13 protein-coding genes are annotated in these 18621 nt (G+C 32.8%); 6 read left to right on the forward strand and 7 right to left on the reverse strand.

Going from position 1 to position 18621, the window contains the following annotated elements; all coding sequences use genetic code 11:
• The first annotated feature begins 276 nt into the window (after nt 1-276).
• The 4 genes from B0E44_RS02795 to B0E44_RS02810 all read left to right on the forward strand — a co-directional run bounded on the left by B0E44_RS02795 (nt 277) and on the right by B0E44_RS02810 (nt 6902).
• Complete coding sequence (locus B0E44_RS02795; protein ID WP_077370687.1) at nt 277-1362, forward strand: galactokinase family protein; 1086 nt, start codon at nt 277-279, stop codon at nt 1360-1362.
• A 10-nt stretch (nt 1363-1372) separates the two neighbouring features.
• Complete coding sequence (locus B0E44_RS02800; protein ID WP_077370688.1) at nt 1373-2251, forward strand: sugar phosphate nucleotidyltransferase; 879 nt, start codon at nt 1373-1375, stop codon at nt 2249-2251.
• 653 nt (nt 2252-2904) lie between these two features.
• Nucleotides 2905-5274 carry a GAF domain-containing protein gene (locus B0E44_RS02805; RefSeq protein WP_077370689.1) on the forward strand — a complete coding sequence of 790 codons (2370 nt, stop codon included), beginning with the start codon at nt 2905-2907 and terminating at the stop codon, nt 5272-5274.
• A gap of 77 nt (nt 5275-5351) precedes the next feature.
• A complete protein-coding gene (locus B0E44_RS02810) occupies nt 5352-6902 on the forward strand; it encodes a hypothetical protein (protein WP_077370690.1) in 1551 nt (516 codons plus the stop codon).
• An 84-nt stretch (nt 6903-6986) separates the two neighbouring features.
• Here B0E44_RS02810 and B0E44_RS02815 read toward each other — a convergent pair whose 3' ends face one another.
• Both B0E44_RS02815 and B0E44_RS02820 read right to left on the reverse strand, forming a co-directional pair.
• Nucleotides 6987-7412, reverse strand: a complete 426-nt coding sequence (locus B0E44_RS02815; protein ID WP_077370691.1) for a glycine zipper family protein — start codon at nt 7410-7412, stop codon at nt 6987-6989.
• Between the two features lie 139 nt (nt 7413-7551).
• Nucleotides 7552-8724 (reverse strand): Pycsar system effector family protein, encoded by a 1173-nt coding sequence (locus tag B0E44_RS02820; RefSeq protein WP_077370692.1) that lies wholly within the window; start codon nt 8722-8724, stop codon nt 7552-7554.
• 342 nt (nt 8725-9066) lie between these two features.
• Between B0E44_RS02820 and B0E44_RS02825 the strand changes: the two genes are divergently transcribed.
• A complete protein-coding gene (locus B0E44_RS02825) occupies nt 9067-12801 on the forward strand; it encodes a metallophosphoesterase (protein WP_077370693.1) in 3735 nt (1244 codons plus the stop codon).
• Here the strand turns inward: B0E44_RS02825 and B0E44_RS02830 are convergent.
• Complete coding sequence (locus B0E44_RS02830; RefSeq protein ID WP_077370694.1) at nt 12784-13662, reverse strand: hypothetical protein; 879 nt, start codon at nt 13660-13662, stop codon at nt 12784-12786. The two genes, B0E44_RS02825 and B0E44_RS02830, sit on opposite strands and share 18 nt — an antisense overlap.
• A 207-nt stretch (nt 13663-13869) precedes the next feature.
• On the opposite strand from B0E44_RS02830, the gene B0E44_RS02835 reads away from it, so the two are divergent.
• The gene (locus tag B0E44_RS02835) at nt 13870-14439 is read left to right on the forward strand and encodes a pentapeptide repeat-containing protein (RefSeq protein ID WP_077370695.1); all 570 of its coding nucleotides are present in this window, start codon (nt 13870-13872) and stop codon (nt 14437-14439) included.
• Between the two features lie 162 nt (nt 14440-14601).
• On the opposite strand, the gene B0E44_RS02840 is transcribed toward B0E44_RS02835, so the two are convergent.
• The 4 genes from B0E44_RS02840 to B0E44_RS02855 form a co-directional block, all read right to left on the reverse strand.
• Nucleotides 14602-15348, reverse strand: a complete 747-nt coding sequence (locus tag B0E44_RS02840; protein ID WP_077370696.1) for a LytTR family DNA-binding domain-containing protein — start codon at nt 15346-15348, stop codon at nt 14602-14604.
• A complete protein-coding gene (locus B0E44_RS02845; RefSeq protein ID WP_077370697.1) occupies nt 15341-17071 on the reverse strand; it encodes a sensor histidine kinase in 1731 nt (576 codons plus the stop codon). The genes B0E44_RS02840 and B0E44_RS02845 overlap by 8 nt, the downstream gene beginning before the upstream one ends.
• 122 nt (nt 17072-17193) lie before the next feature.
• Nucleotides 17194-17691 (reverse strand): GNAT family N-acetyltransferase, encoded by a 498-nt coding sequence (locus B0E44_RS02850; RefSeq protein WP_077370698.1) that lies wholly within the window; start codon nt 17689-17691, stop codon nt 17194-17196.
• 145 nt (nt 17692-17836) lie between these two features.
• Nucleotides 17837-18430, reverse strand: a complete 594-nt coding sequence (locus tag B0E44_RS02855) for a tRNA-(ms[2]io[6]A)-hydroxylase (protein WP_077370699.1) — start codon at nt 18428-18430, stop codon at nt 17837-17839.
• Between the last annotated feature and the right edge of the window lie 191 nt (nt 18431-18621).

The following is an 18621-nucleotide window of genomic DNA, read 5'->3' on the forward strand; positions in this document are numbered from 1 at the left end:
TCACAAATATATACGTTTTTCGTTGAGTTTTTATAACTAAAATCAGACTGCTAACCATTTTTGATAAAGCTTTTCAAAATAAATCTGATAATTTATTCCAGTGATTAAATTTTGCTTCAAAAACAAAATGTGTTCGAACACATTTTACTTACATTTGCTTGTTTTATTAAAACTTAATCTATACTTTCGTTTTTATAAAATCAAAAACAAGAATGGTAAAAAAACACAAACCATCACATAAAATACTGAATTACTGAATTTTAACACACATTATAATTGAGAAAAATTAGATCCATAGCACCTGGCCGTACTTGTCTTTTTGGAGACCATCAAGATTACCTTGGATTACCTGTTATTGCGTGTGCAATTGACCGGGACATAGAATTAAACGCAATACAAAATACAACCAATGTATTTAATTTAAACATGTTGGATATTAATGAAGTACGAATTATTAATATTAATGAAACTTTTCCAGAATTAAACCCACGCGACTATTTTGCATCTTCATTGCGAGTACTTAGAAGACATGGTTGTATTCCAAATGTTGGGTACGACATCACCATAACAGGAACTATTCCTATCAATTCCGGCACTTCAAGTTCATCGGCTCTATTGATAGCATGGATTAATTTTTTGATAACCGCCTTTGGTGTAGATGAGGAAATAACACCCGAATTTATTGCACTAATGGGATATACTTCTGAAGTATTAGAGCATGGAGAACCTGGAGGAATGATGGATCATTACAGCATCAGCATGGGGAATATTGTTCATATTAACACACAGGAACCGTTTCGCTGTTCTATTATTGGTACGGAATTAAAAGGGCTTATTATAGGTGTATCGGGTGTGCCAAAAGAAACCATTGGGCTTATTGGCGAGATAAAAAACAATGCCTTGATGGCAATAGATATTGTAAAACAGAATTATAAAGATTTTGATTTAAATACCACCGAAATTGACGATTTAAAAAAGTACTGCAACTTTTTGCCAGATCGATTGATTCCTTATTTTGAAGCGGCCATAAAAAATCATCAATACACTATACTTGCTTTGAAAGAGTTTCAAAAATCATCTCTTGATTTAAAAAAAATTGGCGAATTAATGAACGGTCATCATGCTGTTTTGAGAGATTTACTAAAAATCACAGTACCAAAAATTGATGCCATGATAAAAGCAGCATTAAATTCAGGTGCATATGGCGCAAAAATTGTTGGCTCAGGCGGCGGCGGCTGTATAGTAGTAATTGCTGAACCGGAAAAACAAGAGCAAGTGGTTCAATCCATTTTGGAGGCCGGTGCAAAAGAGGCTTATGTTGTTGGGGTTGATCCCGGAGCGAGAATAGTACAATCGAATTAAATACAAAAACATGCATAACAGTTTAATTATTTTGGCTGGAGGAGCTTCTTCAAGAATGAAAAAACAAGCTTCATTGGAAAATTTAAGCGAAGAAGAAATCCAACAAGCCAATGAGAGAAGCAAAGGACTTATCGGAGTGGGGCCAAATGGAAGACCTTTATTGGATTACCTTTTGCTAAATGCAAAAAAAGCCAGATACAAAAACATCTACATCATCATTGGTCAACAAGGAAAATTATTCAAAGAATTTTATGGCAGTAAAAATAAAAATAATGATTTTTATGGATTAAATATTTCATTCGCTGTTCAATATATTCCAAAAGACAGAATAAAACCATTTGGCACAGCAGACGCATTACTCCAAGCTGTGGAACAGTATCCCGAACTAAATACACAATTTTATTCGGTGTGTAATAGCGATAATTTGTATTCCACAAAAGCACTTTTGGCACTTCGAGAAACCAACAGTCCAAATGCTTTTATAAGCTATGACCGGGATGCCTTGGAATTTTCTGCAGAACGAATTTCACGTTTTGCCATTGCTAAACTAGATAAAAACAATCAGCTTTTGGATATTCTCGAAAAACCTTCGGCTGACAGTGTTGAAAAATATAAAGATTTAGAAGGCAAATTAAGGGTAAGTATGAATGCTTTCAAATTTGACGGAGCTCTAGTATATCCCTATCTCAAAAACTGTCCCATTCATCCCGAAAGAGACGAAAAAGAACTTCCAACAGCACTTTTAAACACCATAAAAGATCATCCAAATAGCACTCTTGGAATTCCTTTTTCGGAACATGTCCCAGATTTAACAGCTAAAGAAGACATACACGATGTAAAAGAATATCTAAAAAAGTATTACCCTGAAATAAATTGGTACGAAAGCTAAAAAACTATAGCTGTGTTTACCTTCATTCAGCATTTTATCAAATAACTATATTCATATAAACTTCTAAAAAACTGAATGTAATTTACGATGAGATTAAACTTAATCGTTTAAAAACCATAAATTCCCTCAAAAACTTTGTTTTTCATCTACTTCATTTCGTGAATAGCGCTTCAAAATTTACCATATATCACAAATTTAATTTCTAAAGAAATCAAAAAACCCCGTATAAACACTAAAATTAAATATTGGCACACTATTCGTCTTGAATAACATATTAGAGAAGTGAAAAAAATTCATAGCTTTTTAATATGAGGTCAATAATCACAAATAATGCGATTGACATGATACTGAATACTTATTGGTTGGAATTGGGTAAAAATTTCAGAACCTACAAAAATCATGTTTATAGAGCATATAACTTTTCTCTGTCAGAACTAAATTCAAAAGAAGATTTGGAAAGGATCTTTATACAATAAATTAATCCAGAAAAGGCAATTCCTTTCTTGTCCTAGTTCAATGCAAAGGCTTTTCAAAGACTATAAATTTGTTCTATCAATATTAAAAACTCATATCATGGAAAACAAAATATTACATTAAAAACAATAACTCAAGCTCTTTATTTGTAATTTTACTGTCGCATTTACCTACCTATTATGAGTAATAATTCATTTACAGAAAGCCCGTTCAAAACGATAATTTCATTTCATAAATTGATTGAAAATTTGGAGGATATTGCTTCCGCCGATGTGGATTATCGGTCGAATTATGCCAAAGCTTTACTCAAAGAAACAGAACTTTTCCCGGAATTCAGAGATGGAATTGAAGATATAAGTTTTATAAAAAAACACGAAACTTTAATCCATAATTTACTCGCCGATCTCTTCCCTACCGCATTAACGCACAACGAAATTAAAGCGATTAGCATTCCTTTTCAAGACATTACATTTAATTACACGGAGAGGTTTAAAAAAATTCTTCAAAATGCTGGTGTAACATTTGACATGGAGATTCGAGATTTTGAGCAGGATGAATTTTACATCTTTAATTGCATATTGATTTTAAACACTTATTATCAGCAGCATTTTGATTTTAATAAACCTTTGTTTTATGATATTCCAAATGCGAATGGCATTATAAACCATTACCGCATTTTGTACAATGCCGATTTTATAGAAGTCATTCCAACCCAAAATGCAGCCCATCTTTCCCAAAATGACATCGATCTTTTGATGGACAATTATGAGAACATTACTTTGTGGAAAGAAAAATTCCCTAAGGAAAGCTGGATTCTAAAAGGATTTGGAATAATTACGCTAATCGATGTTACAAGAGAAAATGCCATATCCAACCTAAAAAGCAATCTTTTAAAACCAGAATCTTCACAAGCCAATTCAAAACTGAGTTTTGAAACTATTTTTAGATCTATTTTTAAAATTTCGGATTTAAGAATTGGATTGATAATCTACAATGAAGAGCAGGAAAAATTCACCAATCCACCGAATGACGAGAAAGAAATAAAGAGTTTCATCTTAAACGGATTCGAGGAAATAGATTGCAAAAACACCGTTTACGGCTGTTCGCTGGAAACTATTTTGGAGAAAAAAAAATCAATGATAATATCTGATGTTGAACAATTTTCCAAAATTCCCGGAAATGAAAGACTTGCCCAACATTTGCTTCAGCAAAATGTAAAGAGCTGTATTTTTGCACCTGTAATAAAAGACAACACCATACTGGGAATTATAGAATTAGTTTCTGCAAAACCAAAGGAACTCAATACTGTGAATGCCACAAATTTAGATTTGGTTCTACCCTATCTCATCGATACAATGGAACGCTATAAAATCGATATGCAACACCAGATTGAAGCTATTATTCAACGAGAATATACTGCGATTCATTCCAGCGTGTACTGGAAATTCAGAAGGGAAGCGCTCAAATATTACCAAACAAGCAGTCCCAATAAAGATTACATTTTCAAAGAAATCATATTCAAGGAAGTCTATCCGCTCTATGGACAAATTGACATTAAAGGCTCATCCGAGCATCGGAATCAAACGGTAAAAGAGGATTTGAAAAACCAATTAAAAACTCTCATACAGCTCCTTGAAAAGCAAAAATCAAATGAAAGCCTTATATTATTGGAACAACGAATATTCGAATTACAATCTTTTGATAAAGAGCTAGAATCGTCATTAAAAGCTGATACTGAGCAACAAATTCAGAGTTATATTGAAACTGAAATACATCCTATCCTGAGAAATACTAAAATGGATATTGATAGTGAAATGGCAACGAAAAACTATTTTGAAAGCTTAGACGAAAAAACAGGAATGTTTTATCAATCCAGAAAGAAATTTGATAACACTATGTCTGTAATCAATAAAAAACTGGCTCTGGTTTTGGATAAAAAACAAATTGAAGCACAACAAATCTATCCTCATTATTACGAACGATTCAAAACAGATGGCGTAGAACACAACCTCTACATTGGCGCATCAATAGCTCCGACAAAACCTTTTAACATGCTTTATCTTCAAAATTTAAGATTGTGGCAATTGCAGACTTTGTGCGAAATGGAAATTGAACACCATCAGCTCAAAGAGACTTTGCCGTATGAATTGGACGTAACATCGCTGATTTTAGTTTTTAGCTCTCCCATTTCTATCCGATTCAGGATGGACGAAAAACGTTTTGATGTAGATGGAACGTATAACGCCCGCTATGAAGTGGTCAAAAAACGCATTGACAAAGCCAATATAAAAGGTACCAAAGAACGAATTACCCAAAAAGAAAAAATCACAATTGTTTATTCTCACAATGCCGAAGAAAACGAATATTTAAAATATATCAAATACCTGCAACACAAAAAAATATTGGAATCCACCATTGAACAATTTGAAGTCGAAGAACTTCAAGGGGTATCAGGATTGAGAGCCATAAGGGTAAAAGTAATCAATACCAATCTCAAGAATCACACACTGGACAACACCCATAACGATTTAGTCAACGAACTAAATTAAAGCAGTTAAACTCGGCATTATCATTTAAAGTTGGTTTTAAAACTTTATATTTATTGGTTTAAACCAAATATCTGATTATGTCATTAGCAAAAAAAATCATTTTCGGAATTGCTGCTTTATTGGTATTATTACTTTTTGCCAATGTTGGTTTAAATTTTTGGCTTACAAATCAGTTTCCTAAAGTTATAAAAGAAAATAACAAAACTCCATATCATATCACTTATGAAAAGCTAACAATTGACTTACTACCTGCCAATATTCACATATCTAATATAACGGTTCTTCCTAAAATAGAACCCAAAAAAAGCAGAGCTAAAATTGGAGTTTATGCCAAAACTACATCCATTACCATAACTAATTTCAATATTTGGAAATTACTTTTTAACGATATTATAAAAGCAAAAAGTATTACTGTTAATGAACCAAATTTAATTTTATATAAAAAGGACAACAACACTCGTACAATTCGTCAAGAGATTGCAGAACCATTTGATAAAATAATTTCTGTTTCTGACATTTTCCTCCAGAAAGGAAGATTAACAGTTATCTCCACTCACGATAACGAAATTATCCTCAGCACTCAAAATATTACTGCATCCATAGAAGGAATCATAATTAGTGATCCAATATTAGAACGTTCCATACCGTTCTTATTTGATGCCTATATTGTGGATTGTGACAGTTTATATTACAAACCGAATGAGTTTTATACCATTAAAGTATCTGAAATAAGGACTGCAAATCATACACTTCACATAAAAAATTTAGAATATTTACCCGAATATTCCCGAGTAGTATATGTAAAAAAGTTACCAAAAGAAAAAGATCTTTTTACTGTTAAGGCTTCTTCATTGGATATAAAATCAATGGATTGGGGATTTAAAAATGAGGTGTTTTTCTTCAAAGCCAAATCTTTGGTTCTTGACGGTGTAAACGCCAACATTTACCGCAATAAAATTCCCGAAGATGATTTGAGCAAAAAACTATTGTATAATGCATTACTTCGAAAAGTAAAATTCCCGCTGCAAATAGATACTCTTTTGATAAAGAATTCCAAATTAGTGTATGAAGAAGAAATCAATTTTGAAAAAGGTCCGGCTAAATTGACGTTTGATCATTTTAATTTGAATGCAACTCACATTAAAAGCGGTTTTGGCTTAAAAAAAACAGCAGATGTCGATATCAAAATCAATTGCCGCTTCATGAAAGATTCACCATTAAAAATACATTGGACATTTAATGTACTTGATGTAAAAGACAGTTTTACCATAAAAGGCAATATTCAAAATTTTGATATTCAGTCCATGTACCAATTCACAAAACCATATATCAATACTTCATTTGAAGGTGTTTTTAATTCCTATAGTTTCAATATTACCGGAAATGATAAAAACGCATACGGTTATGCCAATTTAAAATACAAAGATTTAAAGGTAACTTTTTATAAAAAAGGAAATCCTGATAAAAAAGCCAAATTCAAAAGTGCTGTTACCAATCTGATTCTGAAAAAAGATTCGGATGACAAATCCAAACAGGCAAAAATTGAACTGGAACGGATTCAGGAGAAATCTTTTTATAATTTTTTATGGAGAAGCATTGCAGAATCTTTAAAAAAGATCCTGATATAGTATTGAATTTTGGACATAAAAAAAAGTCTTTTTGGTATCAAAATGAAACCCAAAAGACTCTTTGCTTTTAAAACAGTAAATATATTATTCCGCTTTATTTTTTGTACTGCTATCAATAATGGCTCCAGTTCCTGCACCTACGCCAGCACCTGCTAATCCGCCTATTATGGCACCTTGTACTTTTTTCTTACTGACAATCGCTCCCGTAGCTGCACCAACACCGGCGCCTATCACCGCTCCTTTTGCTGCTCCGCTCCAGCCTTTCTTCTTGGCAGGAACCGCCGCTGCAGGCTGATTTACTCCAGTTACATTCTGGCGTCGTTCATTGGCCTCATTGGCTTCATTAGTTTTTGCAATTACCACTTCCATTGAATCAATAATTTTTTTCTTAATGATTTCCGTTTGCATAGAATCGATACTAACTTGTTTGGCTTTATTAATATCTTCCTTTTGCTGTTTCTGACAAGAAACAAATACGAATACAAAAAATATCACTGATAAAAATCTCATAATTTCAAAGTTTAGGTTCGATCCAAAGTACGTCCTAAAAACTGCTGGAGGAATTACATAATTATCATACTATTTTGCAAAATTAACAGATTCAAAAAAATAGCTCCGTTCAACCTCAAGTGTCTAAAAAGCAGAGATCTTAAAGACTTAATGTCTTAAAAGCTAAAACAAAAGCAACTACAGAAAGTACAATTCCAATCATAAAAATATTATAGGCAATGCGCAACAAACGGTATTTTTTCTCCAAAACAATTCCTAAAAAATACAAATCTTTAATCATGGAATTGTATAAATATTCTCTGTCTTTCATCATTTCGTTCATCGCCCATTTATAATCTTCCAAAGGCATTTTGTAAAAATTGCCAAAGAAAAGCAAGTTCACTTTCTTATCTTCAATATCTTGTTTTGTAAAAATACCTTTAGTCACTTTTGGTCGTGTTGAAAGAATGGCAAAAATAATGGTGATTACACTGGACATCAACATAATAAAAGTAGGAACAACCAAATGCACGTTTCGTGGGCTATCTAATTTTGGAATCAATGTAGAAAGCGCTATCGAAATAATAATGGCGTTTACTGAGAGCAAAATATTGGCTTTGCTGTCGGCAATACCACTCAAACGGGTATGATTTCCCAAAGTAACCCGAAACAACGTGTCAATTCCTCGATCTGGTTTTTCTTCTTTTGCTTTTATTTTATCGCCTTTGGACAATTCTTCATTCATTTTTTTTATTTTTTTTCGAAGTCGTTTAATGTTTTTTTCCTTTAAAGGCTGCCAATGTTCAAGAGCATAAGAAGTATAAAACTGATGGATCTTTGATAAAAAGAATTCATTCTCTTTTGCCCACTCCATCTCTGTGAATGATTTGCCTTCAACATTCTCCCACTCTTTCCTCAAGCCTTCACATTCGGAAACATAATCATCACCTAGAATATGATAATAGTCCGCATCCTTTATTACCTTTTCCAAAAGAGTTTGAGGCACATACTCCTTGGCCGTTGCTTTGATCAAACTGGAAACTTTAGTTATATACTCCTCGGATTTTTCTTTTTCCTCTAAAAAATGAGTTGCAATTTTAATACCAGAATCTTCATGATTTTTGCAGCCATTTGTATATCCCGTGTCATGAAACCAAGCTGCTACGAGTAAAATCTCCTTGTCGGAAGGAGATACTTTTTCTTCTTCACATAAAAGAATAACGGCATTCACTACCCCAATTGTATGATCCAAATTATGATATGAATATACACTGGAAAGCTTATCTTTGATTAAATCGGAAACAAAATCCTGAACTTGATTTACAAGAGTCATACATAAATTTTTATCTGTCTAAATTATGAAATTGTTTTTTTGAAATTCATTTTATCTCAAAGAATAAATAAAACTTTGTATAATTTTTGTTTTTTGCCCTTTTGATGGTTTTTATTTAAAACTAAGATTGACTAATCAATTACCTTTAATTACATTTACTTAATATCGTTGAAAAATTATTACAAAACTTGGTATTTCACTAAATTTAAAATAATAAAACACACAATAGGATCACTATCAATGGCTATTCAAGAAAGGTATGATTCTTGAATTTTAAGTTCATGTAAACTTGCCTTTGATAAATCAAAAAAACTAACATTCAATACTGTTAAAAGTAAAATCATGATATTGTTTTCAAAAAAACGTCTGACAAAAGGGAATACAATAAATTATGCCATCATTGTCTTAGTATTGGTATTACAATCTTGTGCCACACACCAAGCACAGTATAGCAAAAGCACAGAAAATGAAATTTCACAAAACACATCGGATACCTCAAGAATTGCCCATACCTTTTTTTTAGTTGGCGATGCCGGAAATGCTGAAGAAGATAAAGCTCAGGAAACATTAGCGTTACTCCAAAAAAGATTAGTAAATTCAAATAAAAAAAGCACCTTACTATTTCTTGGTGATAATATTTATCCCAAAGGATTTCCGAACGGAAAATATCCAGAAGAACATGCTTTGGCCCAAAACAAACTAACAAAACAGTTAGAATTATCCAAAAACTTCAAAGGAAAAACCATTTTCATCCCAGGAAATCATGATTGGTACAACGGAATTGGCGGAATAGAACGCCAGGCAAAATTTGTGACCAATTATCTAAACGATAAAAAAGCTTTTTTGCCTCAAAAAAATTGTGGGATCGAAGAATTAAAGATTGACAAAAACAGCACTTTAATCACTATTGACAGTCAATGGTTTTTGGAAGATTGGGATAAATACCCAACCATAAATGACGATTGCACGATCAAAACCCGTGAAGCCTTTTTTGAAGAACTGGCAAGTCTATTGAATAAAAATCAGGACAAAACAGTAATTATTGCCCTTCATCATCCGTTGATGAGTAACGGTTCCCACGGCGGACAATATTCATTGGACAAAGAACTTTTTCCATTGGAACAAAAAATTCCGTTGCCCGTTATTGGTTCTGCGATGAATTTAATTCGAAAAACATCGGGTATCAATCCACAGGATATTCAAAATAAAGTGTATCTCAATTTTACGAAACGGGTAAAAACACTTTTGCAAAATCAGAGAAATGTCATTGTGGTTTCGGGTCATGACCACAATTTACAATACCTCAGCAAAAACAATATTAGACAAATCATTAGCGGTGCTGGTTCAAAATCGGAAGCTGCCAAAGCGGTCAATCCAACTGATTTTTCATACGGAGGAAATGGCTATGCAACATTGACCGTTTATAGAAACGGCGAAACCAAAGTGACCTTTTTTGGCAATGAAAACCAACAGGAAAAACTACTTTTCGAACAAATCATTATCAAAGTTCGTGATACTGTTGCGCCAACTAACTTACCTGCAAAATTCGCCGCGACAACAACTACATCTATTTATTCTAAAGAAATGACCCAAAAAAGTATCTTTCATAAATTCCTTTTTGGACTACATTACCGAAAATATTATAGTTTACCAATTGAAGCAAAAACAGCTACTTTGGACACGCTTTTTGGTGGTGTCAAACCCACGAAAGAAGGTGGAGGACACCAATCAAAATCATTGCGACTGGTTGATGCCAATGGAAAAGAATATGTAATGCGTGCCCTCAAAAAAAGCACTTCACGCTTTCTGCAATCTGTTGTATTCAAAGATCAGTTTGTTTTAAATCAGTTTGATGATACCTATGCCGAAGGATTCTTGTTTGATTTTTACACCACCTCACACCCTTACACTCCATTGGCAGTTGGAAAACTCGCCGATAAAATCGGTGTGGCGCATACCAATCCTCTTTTGTATTACATTCCAAAAGAACCTCTTTTAAAGGGCTTCAATTATAATTTTGGTGATGAACTCTATTTGGTAGAAGAACATCTCAGCGACAATCAAAAGGATGTAAAAAGTTTTGGAAAACCATTGGACATCATCAGTACCGAAGATGTTATGAAAAACATGCATAAAGACGAGAAATACACCATCGATGAACCTGAATATATCAAAGCCCGTTTATTTGATATGCTTATCGGCGATTGGGACAGGCACAGTGATCAGTGGCGTTGGGGCGAATACAAAGAAGGCGAAAAAATAGTGTATAAACCCATTCCAAGGGACAGGGATCAAGCCTTTACCAAATATGATGGAGCATTACTTTCACTTTTAATGAATATGCCTGCATTACGCCATCAGCAAAGCTTTAAAAAAGACATTAAAAACGTAAAATGGTTCAATCGTGAACCCTATCCACAGGATATTGCTTTCCTAAAAACAGCTGATGAAAAAGAATGGATATCACAGGCCAAATACATACAAGATCATCTTTCGGATGCTGAAATAGACGGAGCTTTCATTAATTTACCCAAAGAAGTTCAAGACGAAACAATTGAAGACATTAAAAGTAAATTGAAAACACGAAAAACTAAACTACAAGACTATGCCAAAGAATATTATCGTGTCCTTCAAAAAACAGTTTTAATTGTTGGAACAGACAAAAAAGACAAATTCACAATCACCCATACCTCTAAAAACAAGACTGAAATTGCGGTTTACAGACTCAAAAAAGATGGCGAGGAGTTGCTGTACACAAAAAATTTTACAGCAGATAAAACCAAAAATATTTGGGTTTATGGTTTGGATGATGATGATGTATTTGAAGTAAAAGGCAGCTCTAAATCAGGTATAAAAATTAGGTTAATAGGTGGTCAAAATAAAGATTCATATACCATTGAAAACGGAGAAAGAATAAAAATCTATGATTTTAAATCAAAACCGAACAACTATACCTTGGATTCTAAAACCAAAACGGTTTTGACAGATGATTATGAACCTAATTTTTACAACTATGAAAAAGTAAAATACAATGCTTTCTCAGGATTGCCTTTTGGGGGTTACAATCCGGATGATGGCTTAAAATTAGGCTTCCTTGCAAACTACACAGTCAATAAATTCAATCAGTATCCATACACTCAAAGACACGTATTAAGAGCCAATTACTTATTTGCCACAAGTGGTTATGAATTCACTTATAATGGCTATTTTCCAAAAACTATCGGCAAATGGGATTTTGAAATAGAATCAAAATTTACCAGTCCTAACTTCACCATTAATTATTTTGGCTTTGGAAATGAAACGGTAAACAATGATGATATTAATGGGATGGATTACAATCGGGTTCGATTGCGGACACTAAAAGCAGCACCCTCTATCAAAAAAGTTGGCCGCTACGGAAGTGAAATCAATCTCTCGACTACTTTTGAAAAAATAAAAGTCGAAGAAACTACCAATCGATACATCAATGTTCCAGGCGTAGTAAACCCAAACGTTTTTGACCACCAACAATTTGTGGGAGCCATAATCAAATATAGCTTTGAGAATTATGATGTTCCATCGCTTTCTACTATGGGATTTGGATTTTCGGTGGCGGGCAGTTGGAAAATGAATGTTCAAGATACGAAAGCTAATTTTCCTGCATTAGACGCAAAGATTAATTTCAATCATAAAATTGATTCTAAAGGTCAGCTTGTTTTGGCCACTATTTTGAAATCAAGAATGTTGTTCAATAATAATTTCGAATTTTATCAAGGAGCAGCATTAGGTGGTGATTACGATTTAAGAGGTTATAGAAACGAACGATTTCTGGGAAAATCCTCTTTCTACCAAAGCACCGATTTACGTTGGAATATCGGAAAAATCAAAAAGAGTATTGTACCAATGTCCTATGGAATTTTGGGAGGTTTTGATTATGGAAGAGTTTGGGTCGATGGTGAAAATTCCAATAAATGGCATCAGTCCGTTGGTGGAGGAATATGGATAAATGGTCTCAATGTGATTACAGGCCGAATTACCTACTTTAAAAGTACCGAAGACCGAGCCAGAGTCACTATTGGTTTAGGGTACGGATTTTAGTGTCGAGAGATTCACTTCATATACATTGCCACCAACTTTATTTGTCTTTTCATCAGCAATAATCAGGGTTTCATTGTTCTTAAAACAAATCGCCTCTTTTTGGGAAAAATGGTTTAATTTCAATTGCGACTGCTTACCTTTTAGAAAATCATCTCCTTCAAAACCCTCAAATAATACAATTTTATCATGGGTTAAAAGAACCACCTTGGAAGCATCTGGACTAATCGTAGCGCTGGTAATTGCACAATGGTTGTAATTGTCGCAAGTTTTAAATTCCCCCATTAAGACTGCTTGGTGAAGACCTGCTTTATTTGGAATTTTATAAACAAAAGCCGTGCCGTCAAATCCTTTACTTCGGTTTTTGGTAAAAAGATAAAAGTAGTTTTTGTATTCAAAAAAGCCCTCCACGTCAAAGAACAGCTTCGTTTTTTTTGGAGGAAATTCATTTTGTTCGGGATACGAAAACGAAATTCGGTATGCAGCAATGGCGTTCTTCTGATTAAGTGACTCTTTATCAATTTTATAAATACACAAATCTTTTCGAACATTGTCATTGTTACCAAAATCACCGATGTACAAATTTCCAACTGCATCTTTTGTGATATCTTCCCAATCAGTGTTTATAGCGTTTTCGATAGTTACCGTTTTCTCAATTGCACCATTTTTGGCGTTCAACCCATATATTTTATTGGCATTGCCCTTGTCTTCCAAAGTCCAAAACAAATCATCCTTTTCGGCATAAACAATCCCGGAAACTTCTTTTAGTTTTTTTGGTAAACCATAAAGTGTTGCAAGTGTTTCAGAACCGTTTTGGCAGGCTATTAAAACAAAAGCAATTACAATAGAGATGGAATTTTTCATAGACTTCGCATATACTAACAAAAATACAGTTTAAAATAGGATGAAACTAAAAATTTTATTGCAAAAAAAAATAAAACTCGAACCACTTTTGTCATTTACGAAATGTTCTCTTCCAAACATTTGAATAATACGAAATGCCATTTTTATTTATGTTCTTTCTATTCAAGTGGTAGAAATTCGTTTCTTTGCCAAAATTAAAATTCTTTGATGCCAGAATATTTCCTAGATATCGAATACAACAACCTCACTTACGGCGTTGATGAAATTAATTTTAAGGAATTTGAATGTTGTACATTTAATAATTGTACGTTCTCGGCCTGTAACTTTATGGATGTTACTTTTATTGATTGTATTTTTAATGATTGTGTTTTTAGCGAAGGGAAAATCAATCATGTGGCTTTGAGAACCGTAACATTCAACCGATGTGAAATCAATGATGTTAATTTTGCAATGTGTAACAAACTGATTTTTGAAGTCCGTTTTAATAATTGCACTTTGGATTTTTCTAAATTTTATACCCTAAAAATAAAAGGAACTCCTTTTGTAAACTGCAGTTTAATTGCCGTTGATTTTATGGCAACCGATTTAACAGAAGTTTTGTTTGAAAATTGCGATTTATACCGAGCAGAATTTGCCAAAGCCATTGCCAACAAAGCCAATTTCAAGACCAGCTATAATTACACCATTGACCCAAAAACCACCAAATTGAAGAAAGCAGTTTTTTCACAGGAAGGCCTGAAAGGTTTGCTATACAAGCATGATATTATCGTGAAGTAATTCTTTTTGAAAAGAAAAATAATTCTTTTTAAGGCAAAAATCACTATTATTATGGAATCAGTTTCTCCATCACATAATCTTCCATCAGGTAACCGTGTTCCAATTCTATATTAACTTCTTCTACGATTGCAAAACCTAATTTTTGATAGAATTTCTTTAAAATCAAACTAGCGCTTTTTTCACCAAATCTTTCTTATTTCTTGAAACTGGAATTCTAATTTGATCATAAAGCAACAAAGTATAGCCATCTTCTTTTAGCAGGCTTTTGACATGTTTTTTATTTACCAAATGTGATTGATGACAACGAATAAATCCATAAATACTTAACATTTCATCATATTCATAAAGAGGTACTGTCGAAATAATGGTTTCGCCTTCATCAGTAAAAAATAACGTATAACTGTTTTCGCTTTCGCAGCGAACTATATTTTTTACATATACAAAACGGGTTTCTTTAAGCGATGAAATGGCTATTCTATGTTCGGAACTGTTATTACTTTCTTTTAAATGATTGAGTAAATTCTGCAATTGCAGATTTTGATTTTTATGTTTTAATTTCTCACTTGTTTTAGCAACCGCTTTTTTTAGCTCTTCAATATCAATTGGTTTCAAAAGATAATCAATTGCCGAAAATTTAATAGCCTGAATTCCATATTGACTAAAAGCGGTCACAAATATTACTTCAAAATCATACGAATTAAGTTCCTGCAAAACCTGAAAACCATCCTTTTCTGGCATTTGGATATCCAAAAAAACCAAATCGGGCTGACTGTTTTTAATTAGTGATATAGCTTCATTAGCATCTGTCGACGAACCAGTAATAATTACCTCTGGACAATATTTCTCCAGCAATCGCTGCAGATTGGTAATGTTATTTTGTTCGTCGTCGATGATGATTCCTTTAATCATTTTTGAGCCAGTTTTTATAATAAACAGTAATTTGTGTTCCTGATAAACTGCTTTGAATCTTCATATCAATTTTCATCTTTTTTGTAGACTGATTGAATAACGCAATTCTGTCTTTCACCAGTTTTAAACCAAAACCTTTCTGCTCTGCTAATGTATCAAAACCTTTTCCATTATCTGCTAATTCAAAAATTAAATCATCTGCTTTTTTCGAAATAGTAAGTGTTATTTTAGCATTTTCTTTATTTGAAATTCCGTGTTTTATGGCATTTTCTATCAAAGGCTGAATCAAAAGAGGAAGTGTTTGTACTTCATGAACATTGATTTTTTCATCTATTGTTAAACGATATAAAAAAGGATTTCGCAACTGTTCTAACTCAATGTAATTGTTGATGCTTTTTATTTCGACTTCAAGGCTATGTGTTTCTTTTTCACTAGAAGCAAGAGTGTTTCTAAGCAATGAACCAAAACCTACCAAATATTGATTTGCTTTCTCTATCTGATTATCGTTAAGCAATCCCTGAATAGATCCTAAAGCATTAAATACAAAATGCGGATTAAGCTGGGCATACAGCATTTTTATTTTGGATTTTTGTTCCAATCTTTTTCTTCTAGTTATTTTCCTCATCCAAAAAATATAAATGACAGAAAAAATAAAGAAAGAAAACATTCCAATAGCAATTTTAAACCATAGTGTTTGATACCAATCAGGTTCGGTATAGAAGTTATACACTTCAACATGCTTCAAATCGTCTTTATAACGGACTTCAAGTATATATTCTGTTCCAGATTCATTCAGGTTCATGAAAATGAAACCATTCGAACTTATCCATTCGCCTGCTTTTGAATTTACGCTCATTCGGTATTCAAAACTATCATAAGTTCTTTTTTTACCATTTGGCTTTCTAAAGACCAAGCAATATTTTTCACCTTTGAAGTGTCTGCTTCTTCCAATAATTCTAGGAGCATAATCTTCAGGCCAATCATCATAAAAATTCGATTTATCTAAAAATCTATTTTTATGTAATTCGTCTATAGATTCTTGAATAAAATTTTCAAAACTTATCGATTTTTTTAAATCATTTGACCTTGAAATTATTACAAAAGGTTTTCGAGCACTTTCTTTCTTCTCAAGGTGTAATTTTAAACATTTTTCCTGTCCTTTTTTTCTAAGTGAAATTACAAGCTTATCACCGTTAACAAGTGAATCTGTATAAGGAAAATAGCCCTTTTCAAAATATTTTTTTCCTTCAAAAACATTGTTTTCGCTATAACTTTTTGATTGTGTGACTAAAGTCCATTTTTTTGCGATTTTATTATTTTTTACAATCTGAATTTCCAGATTTTCAATTCTATATAAATCTTTATTTACTTTGAGAGTATCAATGCCTCTAACACCTATCATATGTAAACTATTATACACTTTTGGATCCGTTATTTTAAGATTGATTTTCTCTCCTAATACCGTAAAATGATACTCTGTATTTGATAAATTATTAAATATTGGTGGATTATAATATGGACCTTTACTTTCATTAGATGAGATATGTTTATTATTGCCTTCATTAAACACGATATATTTATTAAAAGCGAAATTATTTTCGAATCGAACAGTTGTTTTGTTTAAAACAAAATAAGCATTAGCTGCAGGCTTCTCAATTGTCTCTTTTGATTGAGCTATACTTAGCGAAGAAACTAACAGTAATAAGTAAAGGAAATTCTTCATGATTTTGATTTTTTAGTGAATAATACATTTTTATAAAGCAAATGTAAATGCACTATTGCTAAGAAATCTGGAGTTCTTGAATTGGGTAATATTGGTCTTGAATCAAACAAAAAACTATTAAATTAGAGTTTTTTCTCCATCACATAATCTTCCATCAGGTAGCCATGTTCCAATTCTATATTAACTTCTTCCACGATTTCGAAACCTAATTTTTGATAGAAGTGTAATGCTTTATTGAATCGGTTAACATTTAAAGAAAGCGCAGTCGAATCGTTTTCTTTTGCAACCTTTTCGACAAAATCAATTAGTTTTTTTCCAATTCCTTTGCCCTGAGTTTGTGGCAAAATATAAATTTTATGAATTTTGGTTTGTTGCTTTTGGTTGTAATGATGCTCATAGGAAGCAAAACCTAAAATTCCCTCACCCTCTTTGGCTAATATAAAATGATGTCCTTTATTGGTAACACTATCTTTTAATGCTTCTTCGTTATAAAAGGCATCCAACATATAATCCAATTGCGCTTTTGAAAGGATTTCTCCATAGGCAATAGGCCAGGTTTGATGGGCTATATTCTGAATTGTCTCGTAATCGTTTGCTGTAGCAGGAATTATTGAAATCATTTGAGGTTAGAAGTTAGAAAATAGAGGTTAGAAGTTTAAAAAACAGAAAATAGAACACAGAAAATAGAGTATAGACTGAGAACTCAAAACTCAGAACTAGCAATCAACTGATCACTAAAAACCTGAATACTGAACACTTTTTAAACTACCCATGAATTGTCTCGCCTTTACCGTAGTTGGCAATAATCGATTCTTCAAATGCCAGCCATTCTCTCCAACGTTTTTCAACATCGATTCCTACGCCATATTTTCGAGCATAAGTGATAAAGGTAGTATAATGACCTGCCTCGCTTTCCATCAAATCTCTGTAGAAAACAGCCAGTTCTTCGTCTTTAATGTTTTCTGAAAGCACTTTGAAACGCTCACAACTTCTGGCTTCAATCATGGCCGAAAATAACAAACGCTCCACCAAACCCGAAACTCTGCTTCCGTCACCGCTTTTTTTCATGTACAAATACAATTCATTTACATAATCGTCTTTTCGTTCACGGCCTAACTTCAATCCACGTTTGATAATGATGTTATGAACTTGCTCAAAATGGTCAATTTCCTCTTTGGCCAAAGCCAATAAATCTTTTACCAAATCTTGGTGTTCTGAATTATTGGTGATAATTGTAATCGCATTTGTTGCTGCTTTTTGCTCACACCAAGCGTGATCGGTAAGAATCTCTTCAATATTTTTCTCAACGATATTTACCCATCTAGGATCTGTTGGCAGTTGTAGTCGTAATACGCCCATTTTTATTGGATTTATGTGTTGTGTAAGTTTGTTTAAAATGGTTTAAAGATTGTTTAAAACAGACTTAAAGTAAATAAAAAGAAAAAGTTTAAAGTTTAAATTCCTGTGAAGACTTTTAGAATACACAATCTTTAAACTTTAAACCTTTAAAATAAATTGAAGTTGAATCTAAACGGTTAAACCTTTAAACG

It is taken from the genome of Flavobacterium sp. A45 (genome assembly GCF_002001005.1).
GTDB lineage: Bacteria > Bacteroidota > Bacteroidia > Flavobacteriales > Flavobacteriaceae > Flavobacterium.